Annotated in this window: 14 protein-coding genes; 8 read left to right on the forward strand and 6 right to left on the reverse strand. The window is 61.8% G+C overall.

Annotated features, from left to right (window positions below; genetic code table 11):
* The first annotated feature begins 93 nt into the window (after positions 1-93).
* Positions 94-1,173 carry an ABC transporter permease gene (locus tag LDN75_RS24000; RefSeq protein WP_223935163.1) on the forward strand — a complete coding sequence of 360 codons (1,080 nt, stop codon included), beginning with the start codon at positions 94-96 and terminating at the stop codon, positions 1,171-1,173.
* Between the two features lie 25 nt (positions 1,174-1,198).
* Positions 1,199-1,900, forward strand: coding sequence for an ABC transporter ATP-binding protein (locus tag LDN75_RS24005; RefSeq protein WP_223935164.1), 702 nt, complete (start codon positions 1,199-1,201; stop codon positions 1,898-1,900).
* Here the strand turns inward: LDN75_RS24005 and LDN75_RS24010 are convergent.
* The gene (locus LDN75_RS24010; protein ID WP_223935165.1) at positions 1,897-2,292 is read right to left on the reverse strand and encodes a helix-turn-helix domain-containing protein; all 396 of its coding nucleotides are present in this window, start codon (positions 2,290-2,292) and stop codon (positions 1,897-1,899) included. The two genes, LDN75_RS24005 and LDN75_RS24010, sit on opposite strands and share 4 nt — an antisense overlap.
* 83 nt (positions 2,293-2,375) lie before the next feature.
* Between LDN75_RS24010 and LDN75_RS24015 the strand changes: the two genes are divergently transcribed.
* Complete coding sequence (locus LDN75_RS24015; protein WP_223935166.1) at positions 2,376-2,981, forward strand: NAD(P)H-binding protein; 606 nt, start codon at positions 2,376-2,378, stop codon at positions 2,979-2,981.
* On the opposite strand, the gene LDN75_RS24020 is transcribed toward LDN75_RS24015, so the two are convergent.
* From LDN75_RS24020 to LDN75_RS24040, 5 genes are all read right to left on the reverse strand, one after another.
* A complete protein-coding gene (locus tag LDN75_RS24020) occupies positions 2,982-4,430 on the reverse strand; it encodes an NAD(P)/FAD-dependent oxidoreductase (RefSeq protein WP_223935167.1) in 1,449 nt (482 codons plus the stop codon). It lies immediately after the preceding gene.
* Positions 4,423-5,934, reverse strand: a complete 1,512-nt coding sequence (locus tag LDN75_RS24025; RefSeq protein WP_223935168.1) for a glycosyltransferase 87 family protein — start codon at positions 5,932-5,934, stop codon at positions 4,423-4,425. Before LDN75_RS24025 ends, LDN75_RS24020 begins: the two co-directional genes overlap by 8 nt.
* 177 nt (positions 5,935-6,111) lie before the next feature.
* Positions 6,112-6,252: a hypothetical protein gene (locus LDN75_RS24030; protein WP_223935169.1), complete on the reverse strand. Its 141-nt coding sequence runs from the start codon at positions 6,250-6,252 to the stop codon at positions 6,112-6,114.
* Between the two features lie 598 nt (positions 6,253-6,850).
* Positions 6,851-7,432: a histidine phosphatase family protein gene (locus LDN75_RS24035; RefSeq protein ID WP_223935170.1), complete on the reverse strand. Its 582-nt coding sequence runs from the start codon at positions 7,430-7,432 to the stop codon at positions 6,851-6,853.
* Positions 7,433-8,911, reverse strand: coding sequence for a CCA tRNA nucleotidyltransferase (locus LDN75_RS24040; RefSeq protein ID WP_223935171.1), 1,479 nt, complete (start codon positions 8,909-8,911; stop codon positions 7,433-7,435).
* A gap of 196 nt (positions 8,912-9,107) precedes the next feature.
* Here LDN75_RS24040 and LDN75_RS24045 point away from each other — a divergent pair, with 196 nt between their 5' ends.
* From LDN75_RS24045 to trxA, 5 genes are all read left to right on the forward strand, one after another.
* A complete protein-coding gene (locus LDN75_RS24045; RefSeq protein ID WP_090822121.1) occupies positions 9,108-9,611 on the forward strand; it encodes an NUDIX hydrolase in 504 nt (167 codons plus the stop codon).
* 26 nt (positions 9,612-9,637) lie between these two features.
* Positions 9,638-11,674 carry a murein biosynthesis integral membrane protein MurJ gene (gene murJ / locus LDN75_RS24050; RefSeq protein WP_223935172.1) on the forward strand — a complete coding sequence of 679 codons (2,037 nt, stop codon included), beginning with the start codon at positions 9,638-9,640 and terminating at the stop codon, positions 11,672-11,674.
* Between the two features lie 140 nt (positions 11,675-11,814).
* The gene (locus LDN75_RS24055) at positions 11,815-13,497 is read left to right on the forward strand and encodes an ABC transporter substrate-binding protein (protein ID WP_223935173.1); all 1,683 of its coding nucleotides are present in this window, start codon (positions 11,815-11,817) and stop codon (positions 13,495-13,497) included.
* Positions 13,498-13,765: 268 nt separating this feature from the next.
* Positions 13,766-14,722, forward strand: a complete 957-nt coding sequence (gene trxB / locus LDN75_RS24060) for a thioredoxin-disulfide reductase (RefSeq protein WP_223935174.1) — start codon at positions 13,766-13,768, stop codon at positions 14,720-14,722.
* 37 nt (positions 14,723-14,759) lie between these two features.
* Positions 14,760-15,086, forward strand: coding sequence for a thioredoxin (trxA, locus tag LDN75_RS24065; RefSeq protein WP_216924410.1), 327 nt, complete (start codon positions 14,760-14,762; stop codon positions 15,084-15,086).
* The last annotated feature ends 428 nt before the right edge of the window (positions 15,087-15,514 follow it).

Consider the following 15,514-nt stretch of genomic DNA (forward strand, 5'->3'; position numbering starts at 1 on the left):
TGCCAATCCATCCGGCTCCTGATGTCCCGCCGGGCCATCGCCGGAAGAGTTGATGGGACCGGGACCAAGCCCGCCTACAAACAAAGGATTGTGATGTTTCTTGCCATCCGCGACATCCGTTTCGCCAAGGGACGCTTTGCGCTCATGGGCAGCGTCGTCGCCCTGATCACGCTGCTGCTGGTCATGCTGTCCGGGCTAACAGCGGGACTGGGCAACCAGTCGACGTCGGCCATCGCAGCCCTGCCCGCCCAGCAGATTGTCTTCGGCGCACCTGCCGGCGGTGAGCCCAAGGCGTCGTACACGGAGTCAGAGGTGTCCACAACCCAGGTTGAGTCGTGGCGGGAACAGCCGGGCGTCACCTCCGCCCAGGCGCTCGGAATCAGCCAAACCCGTTTCCAGTCCTTGGGTGACGGTGGCACTCCGAGCGGCACGGCGAATGTCGCAGTCTTTGGCGGCAAGCTAGCTCCGTCCGCTGTGGATGGGGGGACCGTGGTCGTAGGGCAATCCCTGGCAAAGGAACTGGCGTTGGAGGCTGGCAGCAGCGTCCGTGTGGGCGGGACAGATCTGACTGTCTCGGCCATCGTGGAGGACCAGTGGTACTCACACACCGGCGTGGTCTGGACAACCCTGGATACCTGGCGATCCATCGCCCACGCCTCGCCCGGCACCGCCACCGTCATCGCTTTAACGCACGACGCCGGAACTTCCGTGGATCTCGACGTCGCCAACGCCGCGGCTGGCACGGTCAGCACGGATCCCGTGGGTTCATTCCAAGCATTGGGCTCTTACAAGAGCGAGAACGGTTCGCTCATGCTCATGCAGGCATTTCTTTACGGCATCTCGGCGTTGGTCATCGTGGCCTTCCTGACCGTGTGGACCGTGCAGCGCACCCGCGACATCGCCGTGCTCAAAGCGCTGGGTGCCTCCTCGGGCTACGTCCTGCGGGATGCATTGGCCCAAGCTGCCTTGGTGTTGCTGGCCGGCACAGCCGTGGGTGGTGCCATTGGCCTGGCCGGGGGAGTCTTCGCTGCCCAAGCGGCGCCTTTCCTGATCACTCCCCTGACCACGCTGCTGCCGGTGGCGGGAATCGTCATCCTTGGCCTGGGCGGCGCCGTCCTGGCTGTCCGCAAAGTCACCACAGTGGATCCCCTGCTGGCCCTCGGCGGCAACTAATAACATTCCTTGAAAGGCATACACCGTGAGTAAAGCACTGAACCTGGTCAACATCTCCCTCGAATACCCAGACGGCGGTTCCACCCTCAAAGCCCTGGACTCCGTGGATCTCGCAGTCACCAAGGGTGAGTTCCTCTCCCTCGTGGGCCCGTCCGGCTCCGGCAAATCCTCTTTGCTCGCCGTGGCGGCCACGCTCGTGAAACCCACCGCCGGAATCGTCATCATCGACGGGCAGGACGTCTCCGCCCTGAAGGAGGCCGAGCGCACAGCCCTGCGCCGGGACAAGGTGGGCATCATCTTCCAGCAACCCAACCTGCTGCCGGCACTGACCGCCGTCGAGCAGTTGCTCATCCGGGAGCATTTGCGCCGCCAAACGGCCCGCAGTGCCCGCCCGAAAGCCGAAGCGTTACTCGACGTCGTCGGCCTGGCGGGATCTGCGCACAAACGGCCACACCAATTATCCGGCGGGCAGCGCCAGCGCGTGAATATCGCTCGGGCGCTCATGGGCAGCCCCACCGTGCTCCTGGTGGATGAGCCCACCGCAGCCCTGGACCACGAACGGAGCGAATCGATCGTCCGGCTGTTGCGGAGGGTGACAGACGAGTTCGGGACTGCAACGGTCATGGTCACGCACGATGCCGAATTCCTTCCCCTCACAGACTCCGTGGCGACCATGCGCGACGGACGAATCAGCCGCGCCCAAGTCCCGTCCGCCCAGCCCCACTAGGGGGAGCTGAGGAGCGCTTCGTCCTGCGCGTCGTCGTAGGCGTCGCGGGCTTCCAGGATGGTGGGGACGTGACTCTCGGCCCATTCGCGCAGCAGCGATAACGGCTGCAACAGGGATTCACCCATCGGCGTGAGTCCGTAGTCCACACGCGGTGGAACCTGGGCGTGGACGGTCCGGGTGATGAGCCCATCGCGCTCCAAGGCACGCAGCGTCTGGGTGAGGACCTTCGGGGTGACAACGTGAACCATCTTTCGCAGCTCCGAGAAGCGGACCGGCCCGTCACCGAGCACTTGAATGACCAGCGACGCCCACTTGTCGCCAATCCTTTGGAAGATGACGCGGGAGGGGCAATTGGGGTCCAGGATGTTGCCTGGTAAGGCATTGGTATCCACGAGGTAACTCAGTTCCTTTGAAGCTATCAGTATCCAATGGATACCGTTGGGTCATTGCAAGGATAGCAACCCATAGGAGAGCAATGAAAATCGCAGTCTACGGCGCAACGGGCATGGTCGGCAGCCAGATCGTCAACGAATCCATCACCCGCGGCCACGAAGTCACGGCAATCTCCCGCAAGGGTGCCGAGATCGCCGGTACAACCGCCCAAGCAGCCGATTTGGCGGATGCCCAGGCCTTCGCCTCCGTTGCAAAGGAACACGACGTCGTTGTGCTGGCTACGGGTCCCAGCCGCACCGGCGGCGACCATGCAGAGTGGCTCGATGCCATGGCCACGGCTTACAGCAACGCCGAAGGAACCCGCCTGATGATCGTTGGCGGTGCAGGCACCCTCGAGGTAGACGGCGTCCGGCTCCTCGACTCGCCGGACTTCCCCGAGGCATACAAGGCGGAAGCCACCACCGCCGCGAAAGCACTGGAAGCAGTCAAGCAGACCTCCGAGGACGTCGACTGGACTGTACTTGCGCCCGCCCCTGTGATTCAGCCGGGTGAGCGTACCGGCGAATACATCGTGGCCAAGGATTCGCCTGCCGGCAGCAGCATCTCCTCGCAGGACTACGCCGTTGCCATGCTGGATGAGATCGAAAACCCGGCTCACCGCCGCGCGCGCTTCACTGCTGCGAACTAGCTAACCGACAGTCAGGCCTAGCCCGGGTACCGGCACATGGAATATGTCCTTGAGGGCATGCTTCGCCGCATGGTACCCGGGCATCCCCGTCACACCAGGGCCGGGCGGGGTGGATGAAGAACACAAATACACCCCGGGCATGGGCGTACGCCACGGCACGTTGGACACTACTGGCCGCTGCACCAAGCCCCGCAGATCCAAGAGGCCCGCGCTGAAGTCACCGCCCACGTAATTCTCGTTGTACGCGGCCAGTTCTGCCGCCGTCGTGGTCTTTGAGGCCACCACAACATCCCGGAAGCCGGGCGCGTACCGCTCAATCCGTGCCGTCACGGCTTCGGCCATATCTACGTCTGATCCAGCGGGCACATGGCAGTAGCTCCAGAGAATGTGCTTGCCAGCCGGTGCACGGGAAGCATCCACCAGCGAGGGCTGGGAGACCAGGACATAGGGCTCCGAGGGATGCTTGCCAAGCGCTACGAGATTCTCTGCCTCAGCCATCGCCAAACGCGAACCGCCCACATGAACCGTCCCAGCCCTTTTCAGCCCGGGTACGAGCCAAGGAACAGGTTCGGACAGGATGTAGTCCACTTTGCAGGCCGCATTCCCAAAGCGGAATGTATCCAGCGCCCGACGATAGTTTTCAGGAATCTCAGCACCGCCCAGGCGGGCGAGCGTCGGAGGCGCAACGTCCAGCAGGATAGCCTTTGCCGGCCTGACCTGGTCCAAGGAATCCACACGCACACCGGTGTGGATCGTTCCGCCGTGGGCTGTGATGTCGTCTGCCATGGCACGCGCGATAGCTGCCGATCCGCCAACGGGCACCACCCATCCGCCCGCGTGAGCCAGGACCGCCAGCAAGAGTCCGGCGCCTGTCGAACTGAGCGATGGCTGTGAGCCCAAAGCGTGCGACATCACGCCGGTCAGCAGTGCAGGAGCAGCCTCTTCCCGGAAGCGCCGACCCCAGATCGGTGTTCCCTGATCAAGGGTCGCGAGGCCAAATAGCAGAGCCGCCAGAGGATCCTTGGGCATGCGGAGCAACTGGTTCGACGTAAAGTCCACCACCCCGTTGAGGCGCGCAAGGAGGGGCGACATCAGGCGACGGTACGCAGGGCCGTCCACCCCGAGTTCCATGGATGTCCGTTCCAAGGACTGGTATGCGAGAGCCGCTCCACCCACGTCCAAGGGGGTGCCGTGCTGGACTTCAGGCAGGCGCAGCTCAATGCGCCTCGCGAGGTCGAATTCCTTGAAGAAGGGAGACGCCAGTGCCATTGGATGCACCGCGGAGCATACATCGTGCAGATATCCCGGCTCGATCAGCTCGCTGGTCCGTGTCCCGCCTCCAATGGCCTCGGCGGCCTCGTACACGTGCACGTCCAAGCCTGCGCGCGCCATGATCACTGCGGCGGCAAGGCCGTTGGGACCAGAACCGACGACGGCGACATCAGCCATCGCTACCAACCTCCATGTGTCGGGGTGCTGTAGGCGCGGCAGGCTCAACCTTTGAACGCCAGGGGAGAACTGACGCGGACGGATGGAGGACATCGATCCTGAGCCAATCCTTGGTGCCCTCGAAGGGCCCGCCATGGGGATCATCCTCACCCAGTGCACGCAAGGGATCCTGCGACGGGTCCCAGATGTCAGCCACCACCCTCGCCATCAGGTAGGCCGTTGCAACCATGTGCAGACCCACAGCCAGGACGTAGTAGGACATGTCTATGTTGTGCTGTACGGGCCCACCGCTGGTCGCCTGCCCCAGGTACATCCAGATGGCAGCCCAGTGCAGTCCTTCGGCGGCCTGCCATACCAGGAAGTCCCTCCAGCGCGGCCGTGCAAGGGCAAGGAGCGGGATGAGCCAGATAACGAACTGGGGGGAGTAGACCTTGTTCGTAAGGATGAATGCGGCCACAATCAGGAACGCCAGCTGGGCCATGCGCGGACGCCGCGGAGCCACCAAAGCCAGGGCGCCGATCAATACACAAGCAATGACGAACAGATTCAGCGCTAGCGAGTTGATAGTGGCAGCGTTGAGTTGGGTCCATTGAAGCCGATCGGCCACGAGGTTGAACGCGAACCAGGGCGAGCTGTATCCGGCGGGCCGGTCCTGCGTGAATTCGAAGAAGTAGCGCCAGCCGGAAAGGTTCATTGCGGCGATGGGGAGGTTGACCGCCAGCCACGAGGCAGCGGCAGCGGCGGCAGTCGTGAAGAACACCCGTAGACGACCGCTGCGCAGTGCCAGCACCAAAATAGCGCCGAGAATCAGGACTGGATAGAGCTTGGTGGCCGTGCCCAGTCCGATGCAGACTCCCGCCAGGACCAATTTGTCGCGGGAGAAGAAGTACATGGCCAACGCAAGCAGTGCCACCGCCCACATGTCCCAATTGATGAACCCGGCAAGAACGATTCCCGGGGCAAGGGCCACCATCGCCGCATCCCAGGGGCGCCGCTTGTTCATCCGGGCGGTGAGGAGGACGGTAATAATCCATACCGCCACAATCAGCGTCGCGTTGACGTCGAAGTAACCCAGAATACGTTCGTTGCTTACGCCCTGGCCGGGTACGAGCAGAGCCGTCAGGCCTGCGATGATCCCCATGAGGACCGGGTACTCAAACAAGCTTCCTTGCGTGAAGAAGGGGAAGACTCCATCGCCCAGTCCGCGGTTCCGGAAGAGTTCGGGGAAGTCGGAGTAGCACGTGGCGTAAAACTGTGTTGGGGTCTCCCAGCCGTTGACGCGGCAATAGTCCTTTGCCAGCACGGCCAGGAGGGCCGCTATCACGGTGAGGATAACCAGTACCCGTTCAACAGTGAACGGCGCGGGGGAGACCTTTCCTGGAGACGAGTGGCGGCCCAAGGGTCCGCCCACAATCTCCGTGAAGTTGCGAAGCAAGGAGTCGCTGCGGCTTGGAACCACAAAGCGGGCACGTTTTCGCTGCCTGTGCGGCTTCGTCTCCTGCATGAATTGAGCTTACAGTCAGCCAGCTTGAGTATCGCCACCAAAGTGGCGGTGACGAAGCAGCAAGGGCGCTGACCAGCCAGTTTAAAAGGGGGGAAGCCCACGCGCAGCCGCGTGGGCTTCCTACGGTTCAGCATGCATGTGCGGCACCGGAAACTCCTTCGGAAGGGCTGAAGGTCATCAACGGATGAGTCCCATCTGGTGCAGGACGACGAAGACGTCTTCACGACCTTGCTTGAGCAGCTGGTCGTTGAACAGCGTGCGTTCTTTGGGAGCATCGCTGCTCTTGTAGAAGCGCAGGTCCTTGGGGCGCTTTGGCATGTGGTTCACCTCCTTTCATTGCAGAAAATTGCCGGAATTGGGCACAGCAAATAAAGCCAATTGAATTCAGGAGAAATCAAGGCATAAAAGAGCACACAAATAGCCGACGCTAATAGGGGGAGTAAGCAGACCGATGCCGAAGCACGAATGATCGTGCACAATTGCGTGTGCTTCCTGCAGCCGTCCCCAACAAGAAGCTGGTTCCGAACTTTGGGGAAACTGCGCACCCGCGGCTTGTTGCGTGGGTCTGCGCCTACAACTGGCTACTCAGAACGCCACCCCGGACGGGTGGCCATGAAGATCGCCGGCGTTGGAGCCGGTCCGATGGTTCAGGGAGTGGTCAGTGCTTCGAAAAATGGCGTCGATCAGCGCAGGAGGCCGGGGTAGCGGTAACGGTCACATTCCATCCGCTAGTCAAAGTAATCATTTCTCCCAACCTCCTTCTTTGCTGTGGCATTATGTCCGACTGATTAACCGGGGTAATGCGCGCCTCGTTCCCGGCGGGTCGCTCTGGGAACAAGATATAAGCTACCGCATGAACTTGGAGTTTGGCCAGCACAATTCGCTATTTAGCCAAAGTTTTTCTAAATTCGCGTTCTCAGAGACCCCAGCGGACAATCGCCGGCGTCCGCTTATCCCAGCCAAGCGTGCACACCTTGGCTGTTCCAAGAATGAAGTGGCGGCCTTCCTTTGCATCCATTTCCAACCAACGGGCCGTGAGAATACGTGAGAAATGGCCATGTGCCACTACCAACACATTGTCCATTCCTGACTCCAGGACACGTCCAATGATCTTGTCGGCGCGGGCAGCTACTTCGTCCAACGTTTCGCCGTTGGGCACGCCGTCGAACCAGATCAGGTAGTCCGGGTTGTCCTTGCGGATGAGGTCGGAGCTGATGCCCTCATAATCGCCATAGTTCCATTCGACTGCCAGCGGCTCGTGTACGGCGTCGGGAAAGCCGGCCAGTTCTGCCGTGCGGCGGGCGCGACGCAGTGGAGAGGTCAGAACGAGGTCAAAATCGATGCCTTCAAGGACTTTGCGTGCTTCAACGGCCTGCTGTTCGCCCTCAACGGTCAAGGGAAGGTCGGTCAAGCCTGTGTACTGACCGCTCTTGGACCATTCCGTCTCGCCGTGGCGAAGGATCCAGAGTTGCGGACGCGGGGAGATCGCGGCGTTCAATTAGGACTCCTTGGTTTCTGCGGCAGTTTCGGTTGAAGGATCGACGACGGCGGACTCGGGTTGCGCTTCCCACCACGCCAAGAGCTTCTTCTCGGCTTCCTCGGGAGACAGCGGTCCGTGTTCCATCCGTTCCTCGAGAAGAAACTTGTAGGCCCGGCCGACAACGGGACCCGGCTTTAGCCCCAGAAGCGCCATAATCTGCGCTCCGTCAAGGTCAGGCCGGACAGCTGCCAACGATTCCTGTTCCAAGAGGGCAGAGATTCGATGCTCAAGGTCATCGTAGGCGAAGGACAATCGGTCGGCCTTGCGCTGGTTACGCGTGGTGACGTCGGATCGTGTCAGGCGGTGCAGGCGTTCCAGCAGCGGACCGGCGTCGGTCACGTATCGGCGGACGGCAGAATCGGTCCAGCCGGCGTCTCCGTAACCGTAGAACCGCATGTGCAACTCCACGAGTCGCGCCACTGCCTTGATGGACTCATTGTCGAACCTCAGGGCCTTCATTCGCTTGGCTGTCAGCTTCGCACCCACAACGTCGTGATGCCTGAAGCTCACCGCGCCGCCCGGTTCGAACCGGCGCGTAGCCGGCTTGCCGACGTCGTGCATTAAAGCGGCGAAACGAAGCACAAAGTCGGGGCCTGGAACCGCACCGTCCGGGCCGGTTTCCAGCGCGGCCGCCTGTTCGAGGACCTGCAGGGAGTGCTGGTACACGTCCTTGTGGCGGTGGTGTTCATCGGCTTCGAGGCGAAGCGCGGAGACCTCGGGAAGGACAAATTCGGCCAGCCCTGTGTCCACCAGGAGATCGATCCCCACGCGCGGGTGCGCACCGTTGATCAGCTTGACCAGTTCATCGCGGACCCGCTCGGCTGAGATGATTTTGATGCGATCGGCCATCTGGGACATGGCGAGCCGGACGTCGTCGTGAACCGACACGCCAAGCTGGGACGCGAAACGCGCTGCACGCATCATGCGCAGGGGGTCATCAGAGAAGGACGCCTCAGGCGCACCGGGTGTGGCGAGTTCGGAGGCGTGGAGGTCACGGACGCCACCGAACGGGTCCACCAGCTCCAGGCTCGGCAGGCGCAAGGCCATGGCGTTGATGGTGAAGTCGCGGCGGAGCAGGTCCTCGGTCAATGAATTGCCAAAGGCGACTACGGGCTTACGCGAATCGGGATCGTATGCTTCGGCACGGTAGGTGGTGACCTCGATCTGGAAGCCGTTCTTCTTCATCCCGATTGTGCCGAAGGCGCGTCCAATTTCCCAGAAGTTGTCCGCCCATTTCTTGATGACGGAGATCGTCTGGTCGGGTGTCGCGTCGGTGGTGAAGTCCAGGTCCGGGGAGTTCCTCCCCAGGAAAAGGTCGCGCACAGGTCCACCAACCAAGGACAGCTCGAAGCCGGCATCGACAAAGCGCTGCCCGAGGTCGAGCACCACCGGATCGATGGTGAAGTTAACTGAAGAGCTGTCCAATACGTGCGCCATAGTTCCTTAAGCTTGGCAGATTTTTGTGCAGCATTGGGCCACAGTTGCATCCGAAAACCAGCGGACCCGTCACGCGTGTCTCCTGCCGTCCATCTTGTGGCCATGTCCCGGTCATCACTGGAGGGCAAGAGTCGTTAGAGTGGACTTCATGGCCAATCCGATCCCGAGCGCTCCTGGCAGGAGGACGAACGCACCGTTGCCGTCGGCAATCGGCGCCCACGTCGCGCCTGCCCCGCAGCACCCGGTCCAGGCCTCGCTTCCCACTGTGGAGGAAGTCTCGGCGGGCGGCGTCGTGGTGGACACGTCCGACGGCGAACTCCGGGTTGCGATTATCGCCCGCCTTAATAGGGGTGGCCGGCTTGAATGGTGCCTGCCCAAAGGCCATCCGGAAGGCCGGGAGAACAACGAGGAAGCCGCCGTCCGTGAGATCGCCGAGGAAACCGGCATCGAGGGAAGCATCCTTGCACCTTTGGGGAGCATCGATTACTGGTTCACTGTGAGCGGCCACCGGGTCCACAAGACTGTGCACCATTTCCTGCTTCAGGCCACCGGCGGCGAGCTCACAATCGAGAATGATCCGGACCAGGAGGCCGTGGACGCCGCATGGGTTCCCATCCAGGAATTAGCCCGCAAATTGTCTTTCCCGAATGAACGCCGCATCGCCGATTTGGCGCGGGAGGTGCTTCCCGAGCACCTCTGACCCGGGTGCATGGGACGATAAAGGCGATGTCTGAAGCCAAAACTACTCAGTCCGTTCAATCCGGAGAAGCACGTTCCAGCGCCATCATGGCCGCAGGGACGCTCGTTTCCCGGTTCCTTGGCTTCGCCAAAACGTGGATGCTCGGCGCCGCGCTCGGGCTTGGTTCCACGGTCAATGACACGTTCATCAACGCGAACAACCTGCCCAACCTGATCTTCCTGTTGGTGGCCGGTGGCGTGTTTAACGCCGTCCTGGTCCCGCAAATCATTAAGGCCAGTAAGGGGGCGGACAGCGGCGCCGATTACATAAGTCGACTCCTGACCTTGGCCGTGTTGGTTCTACTGGCGTTGACGGCCTTGGTGACACTCGCCGCGCCCATAGTTATCGACCTCACCACCCAGGGCTACTCGGAACAGCAGAAGGCCCTGGCGGTAACTTTCGCATTCTGGTGCCTCCCGCAGATCTTCTTCTACGGCCTTTACGCACTTCTTACACAGGTCCTGAATGCGCACGGTGCCTTTGGCCCCGCCATGTGGGCTCCCATCCTCAACAACGTGGTGGCCATCGCCGGCCTGGGCATGTTCATCTGGATCCTGGGTGCCAACTACACCAACCCGCACACGCTGGATAATTGGGGACCAACACAGACCTTCCTGATTGCCGGGTTCTCCACGTTCGGTGTGATTGCCCAAACGGCCATCCTGCTGATCCCCGTCATGAGGCTGCGGCTGGGCCTGCGGCCGCGCTTCGGTTGGCGCGGTGTTGGACTTGGCCAGGCAGCCAAGTTGAGCGTGTGGACGCTGCTGACTGCCGCCGTCGGGCAATTGGCATTCCTGTACGTCATGAAGATCGCCACCATTCCCGGCGCCGAGCGGCTCCGCCTGGACAACTCCGGGCAAACCACTGCGGCATCCACGCTGCCCGGTAACGCAGTGCTCGAAGTCGCAAGCCAGCTGTACTTGCTGCCGCATTCGATCATCGCGCTGTCGCTGGCTACCGTCCTCTTTAACCGCATGACGCGCGCGTCGCAGGACGGCAACAAGGCCGAGCTGCGCGACGCCCTCTCCCATGGCCTGCGCACCATGGCTGTCGCAACAGTTTTTGGCGCCCTGGCATTGTTCGCGCTGGCCGGTCCGTTGGGCATGTTCTTCTCCGGTGGAAAGCCACAGGACGGCGTTATGCTCGCCCAGACGCTCACGATCCTGGCTCTGAGTACTCCCTTCATGAGCGCGAACTTCATGATGTCCCGAGTGTTTTACGCCAACGAGGACGCGCGCACACCCCTTTATGTGCAGCTGCTGCTCGCCGTGGTTTACGTCGTGGGTGCGTTCATCATCCAGTTCCTGCCGGTGGGCCAGATCATCTATGCGATCGCCGTCCTCTATACCTTGGGCAACATACTTTCCGTAGTCATCAGCGTGTGGTTCCTCCGCAGGATGCTGGGACATCTGGACGGCCCACGCATCGCCAACTCGTACATCCGCATGGGCTACGCGGGCCTCGGCTCGGCGATTGCGGGCGCCCTGGCGCTTTGGCTCCTGGGGAGCTACCGTGCCGACGGTTTTGCGTGGAGCAGCCGGCCCGCCGCCCTGGTGACCGTGGTCGTCGTCGGACCCGTCATGCTGGTGGCCTATCTGCTACTGCTTCGCGTCTTCCACGTCACCGAGCTCCGCGACCTCATGCGTCCGCTGATGGGCCGCTTTGGCCGCGGCGCACCTGCCGTCGCGGGGGCCGCTGCCGAACCCACGACGGCGGCACGCGCCACGGTCTCGGACGATACAGGCTTGATTCCGCGCATCTCGGGCGAGTTCGATGCTGCCTCGTTCAGGGCCGGCCCGGCTGTGGAGCCTACGCGTGCTCCTTCGCCCACCCCGGACGCGCAGGATGCTCCCAAGACCTACCTGCCCGACGAGGACGTGCCCAGCACGGCCCAAGGCGGGAAGTTCCGGCCACAGGTCCCGTTGCCAGGCCGGCGCACCTACCAAGGCGACCCTGGGCACAATCCGTATTTTCCAGCCACCCGGGACGCTGCACAGCACACAAGGCGGAAGCGGAGAAAGTGAACCGGTGCCGTCAACGTGGGCGTCGGGCGGCAATCGGCTAGGCTAGAAATGAATACAGGTAGTTGCAAAAGCGGTACAACCGGCTCGCCGGGCTGACCGCGTGCAGGACCCGCAGCTCCCGGACAGCCTAGGAGGAACACGTGTCCCACCCGATCGACGTCGGATCAGTGCTTGGCGGCCGCTATAAGGTCACGGCCACCGTATTGACCTCGCATGACCAAGATCTGGTGCTCGACGGCGTGGACCAGGTCCTCAACCGCCCCGTCAGCATCCTCGTTGCCGGTCCCGGAAATGCCGAGCAGGTAGCACAGAGCGCCCGCGAAGTTGCCACGGGGGAGCGCCCCGGACATGTCCAGATCCTGGACCTCGGAGTCAGCGACAACACCACTTACCTGATCACCAACCACAGCACCGCACCGGACCTCCTGGACCTCGTGGTCGCCACGAATCCGCCCTATGTGGAACCGTTCTTTACGGAAACCCTCGGCAGCGAGATCTTCGGCCAGCCGCGCACTTATGAGCCAGAAACTTATGACGGCCTCTACGAAGATGATGAGCACGAGGCCGAGTACATCCAGTACGACGAAAGTGGCTATCCGGTTCGATCGGACTCGGATGCTGCCCACGAGGCACCAGCTGCGCCGGCCGGCAGCGTTCCGCCTATGCCGTCATCCAGCCCGTCGTCGGCCAAGAGTGGCCTCGCTGGAAAACTTGCTGCCGCTGCGGCTGGTGCCGGGGCAGCCGGCGTTGCCGCCGCTGCCGCGCTGAAGAACGCCGGATCCAAGAACCACGACGCCGGGGCTGCCGCGAGTGGGGCTTCCACGGGAACCCAGCCGCGGACACAAGCTGTACCATCGCCGTCGTCCGGGGCGTCACCTGCTGAAACGCCGCCTGTTGCCCCGGTTCAGCCGCCTACCCAAGCCGTCTCTTCGCAGCCCGTGGCTTCGCAGCCGGTGACCTCGCAGCCCACACCGAGCCGCGAGCCTGCCGGAGAACCAAAGGTGTCCCTGTGGTCCGAAGAGGACTATGGCCTCGCCGCCGGGGGCGGCGCCCAAGCCACCGGTGGAGGTACCTCAGACTCCGGTTACGATCGTGCTCCCACCAGCTTCCCGGCGTCGGCCGCTGCTACTGAAGACTACGAAGACGAAGAGGTCTACGAGGACGAAACCCCTGAACGCGAGCCGCGTTCCCTGCGCTGGCTCGTGGGCGGCCTGCTTGCGGCTGTGTTGATCGTGGGACTCGTCCTGGCAGTCACCAACCTGGGCAGCCTCCTGCCGAGCGGCGCGCCAAAAGCTTCGGACAAAACGGCCGCGTCCACGCCGTCAACGGGCTCCGAATCCGAAAAACCGACGCCCAGCGAGACCGCAGCCCCAGCAACGCCTCCGGCCATCGATGGGATTACGCGCCTCGGTGATTTCCCCTTCGCCGCATCGTTCGACAAAGACCTTCCCAAAGCATTTGATGGCAACCCGGCGAGTTACTGGTCCGACATGGAGTTCGCTACGGCCAACTGGGGTGGACTCTCGGGTGAGATGCCCTTGGTGGTGAAGCTCAAGCAGCCGGCAGAGGTCAAGTCTGTGGTGCTCAACCAGCTGGGTGGCTCGGGCGGAAGCATCAGCGTTTACACCAACGATCGTCCTGCGATGGACGGCGCCAAGCTCGTCGGCACCAACAGCTTCACCTCACCGGAGCTGACCATGCCGCTGGCTGCGCCTACCCAAACCCAGTACGTCATTGTGGTCATCAAGACACTGCCTAAACTTGCAGCTCCCAAGACGCAGTTCGGATTTGGCCTGCGTTTGGCCGAGGTCACGGTCCAGTAGTTTCGTTCTCCGCCCGCTTAGTAGGTAGCCAATATGCCCCACAACATTGGCTACCTACTTTTTTGCATGTGCACCCGGCATTGTGATTGATGTGGCTCCCAGTCATCCGGCGTCCCCGCTTCGATTGGCCGAGCCTCCAGACGGTACCCTGAATGATGGTGGGTTTTAGGCTCTCCAAATCCAACGGAATATTTGGACCGTTACAGGGGTTGAGTCAGGTGGCTGCCCCGAAAGCCGCAGCATCGACTAAGGAAGAGGTTCACGCCACGTGAGCATTGCAGAAAACAGCGCATCGCAGGTGCGTGATGTCATCATCGTAGGTTCAGGCCCTGCCGGTTATACAGCCGCCGTTTACACCGCCCGCGCCAACATGAAGCCTCTGCTCATTGCCGGTTCCGTCACTGCTGGTGGCGAATTGATGAACACCACGGACGTGGAAAACTACCCGGGTTTCCCCGAGGGCATCATGGGTCCCGACCTCATGGAAAACTTCGAAAAGCAGGCAGCCCGCTTCGGCACCGAGATTCTCTTCGAGGATGTCACCCAGTTGGACCTCGACGGCGACGTCAAGTCGGTCACCATCGGCACGGGGGAGACTTTCCAGGCGAAGGCCATCATCCTGTCCACCGGTTCGGCCTACCGTGAACTTGGACTTGAGAACGAGAAGCGCTTGTCGGGTCACGGCGTTAGCTGGTGTGCAACCTGCGACGGTTTCTTCTTCAAGGACCAGGACATCGCCGTTATCGGCGGTGGCGACTCCGCCATGGAAGAAGCTCTCTTCCTGACCAAGTTCGCAAAGTCAGTCACAGTGGTCCACCGGCGCGACACCCTGAAGGCTTCCAAGATTATGGGCGACCGTGCCCAGGCGCACGAGAAGATCAACTTCATTTGGAACACTGCTGTGGAGGACGTCCTCGGCGGAGACAAGGTCACGGGCCTCAAGCTCAAAAACCTGGTGGACGGTACCGAATCCGAACTCGACGTCACCGGCGTCTTCGTAGCCATTGGCAACGATCCCCGCACGGAACTCGTGAAGGGCAAAGTTGATCTGACCCCCGAGGGAACCATCGCCGTTGAGGGCCGGACTTCCCGGACCAACATCAGCGGTGTGTTTGCCGCAGGTGACGTCATCGATCCCACCTACCGCCAGGCCATTACGGCTTCGGGCTCCGGTTGCGTGGCGGCCCTCGACGTCGAACACTACCTCGCAGACCTGCACTCCTGAGCTTCACCAGACCAGCAACCATACGAAGGGAAAAGTTATGAGCAACGCTAAAGACGTAACTGACGCAAGCTTCAGCACGGATGTCCTGGCTTCCGAGAAGCCTGTCATCGTGGATTTCTGGGCGGAGTGGTGCGGTCCCTGCCGCAAGCTCGGCCCCATCCTCGACGAGATCTCCGTGGAATACGGCGAGAAGGTTGACGTCGTGAAACTCAACGTCGACGACAATCCTGCCATCGCTGCCGAATACGGCATCACGTCCATCCCGGCTGTATACCTGTTCAGCGGGGGCGAAGTGAAGAGCACCGTCATTGGCGCCAAGCCAAAGCAGTTCTTCGAAAAGGAATTTGCGGACGTCTTGTCCTAGGCTCAATTCCTTAGCTAGTCAATAAAAGTCGGCGGCTGCCATTCCTGAGGGAGTGGCAGCCGCCGGTTTTTTGGCGTTTGGCCGAATTGCACCCCATAGCGTTTGTTATTCGATGTTTGATTGTGCCAGACGCCTTGAATGTTCGCTGAAGCCAGCGAACTGTGTTGACCTTACCTGGGGTAGGCAAAAACGATCCCTCGCTCACATCCTGACCCGCTCCACCAAACCCTCACTCACATCCTGACCCGCTCCACCAACCCCTCTCCCACATCCTGACCCGTTCCACCAAACCCTCGTTACGTTTTTCGTAGCCCGTTTCCTGGTGCAGGATGTGGGTGTGCTGGCCTGCTGGTCCCGGCATGATTTCAACCCTCTGTCGATCGATGATCTTGAGAGTGTTGTCACCGGGATTGGCAGGTGCCGGGGAG

The sequence above is a fragment of the Arthrobacter sp. StoSoilB5 genome (genome assembly GCF_019977235.1).
Lineage (GTDB): Bacteria > Actinomycetota > Actinomycetes > Actinomycetales > Micrococcaceae > Arthrobacter.

Bases quoted from the DNA above. Each gene is read 5' to 3' on its own strand.
- LDN75_RS24000 (WP_223935163.1), top strand. From the start codon at position 94: ATGTTTCTTGCCATCCGCGACATCCGTTTCGCCAAGGGACGCTTTGCG.
- LDN75_RS24015 (WP_223935166.1), top strand. From the start codon at position 2,376: ATGAAAATCGCAGTCTACGGCGCAACGGGCATGGTCGGCAGCCAGATC.
- LDN75_RS24020 (WP_223935167.1), bottom strand. From the start codon at position 4,430: ATGGCTGATGTCGCCGTCGTCGGTTCTGGTCCCAACGGCCTTGCCGCC.
- LDN75_RS24025 (WP_223935168.1), bottom strand. From the start codon at position 5,934: ATGCAGGAGACGAAGCCGCACAGGCAGCGAAAACGTGCCCGCTTTGTG.
- LDN75_RS24030 (WP_223935169.1), bottom strand. From the start codon at position 6,252: ATGCCAAAGCGCCCCAAGGACCTGCGCTTCTACAAGAGCAGCGATGCT.
- LDN75_RS24040 (WP_223935171.1), bottom strand. From the start codon at position 8,911: ATGGCGCACGTATTGGACAGCTCTTCAGTTAACTTCACCATCGATCCG.
- murJ (WP_223935172.1), top strand. From the start codon at position 9,638: ATGTCTGAAGCCAAAACTACTCAGTCCGTTCAATCCGGAGAAGCACGT.
- trxA (WP_216924410.1), top strand. From the start codon at position 14,760: ATGAGCAACGCTAAAGACGTAACTGACGCAAGCTTCAGCACGGATGTC.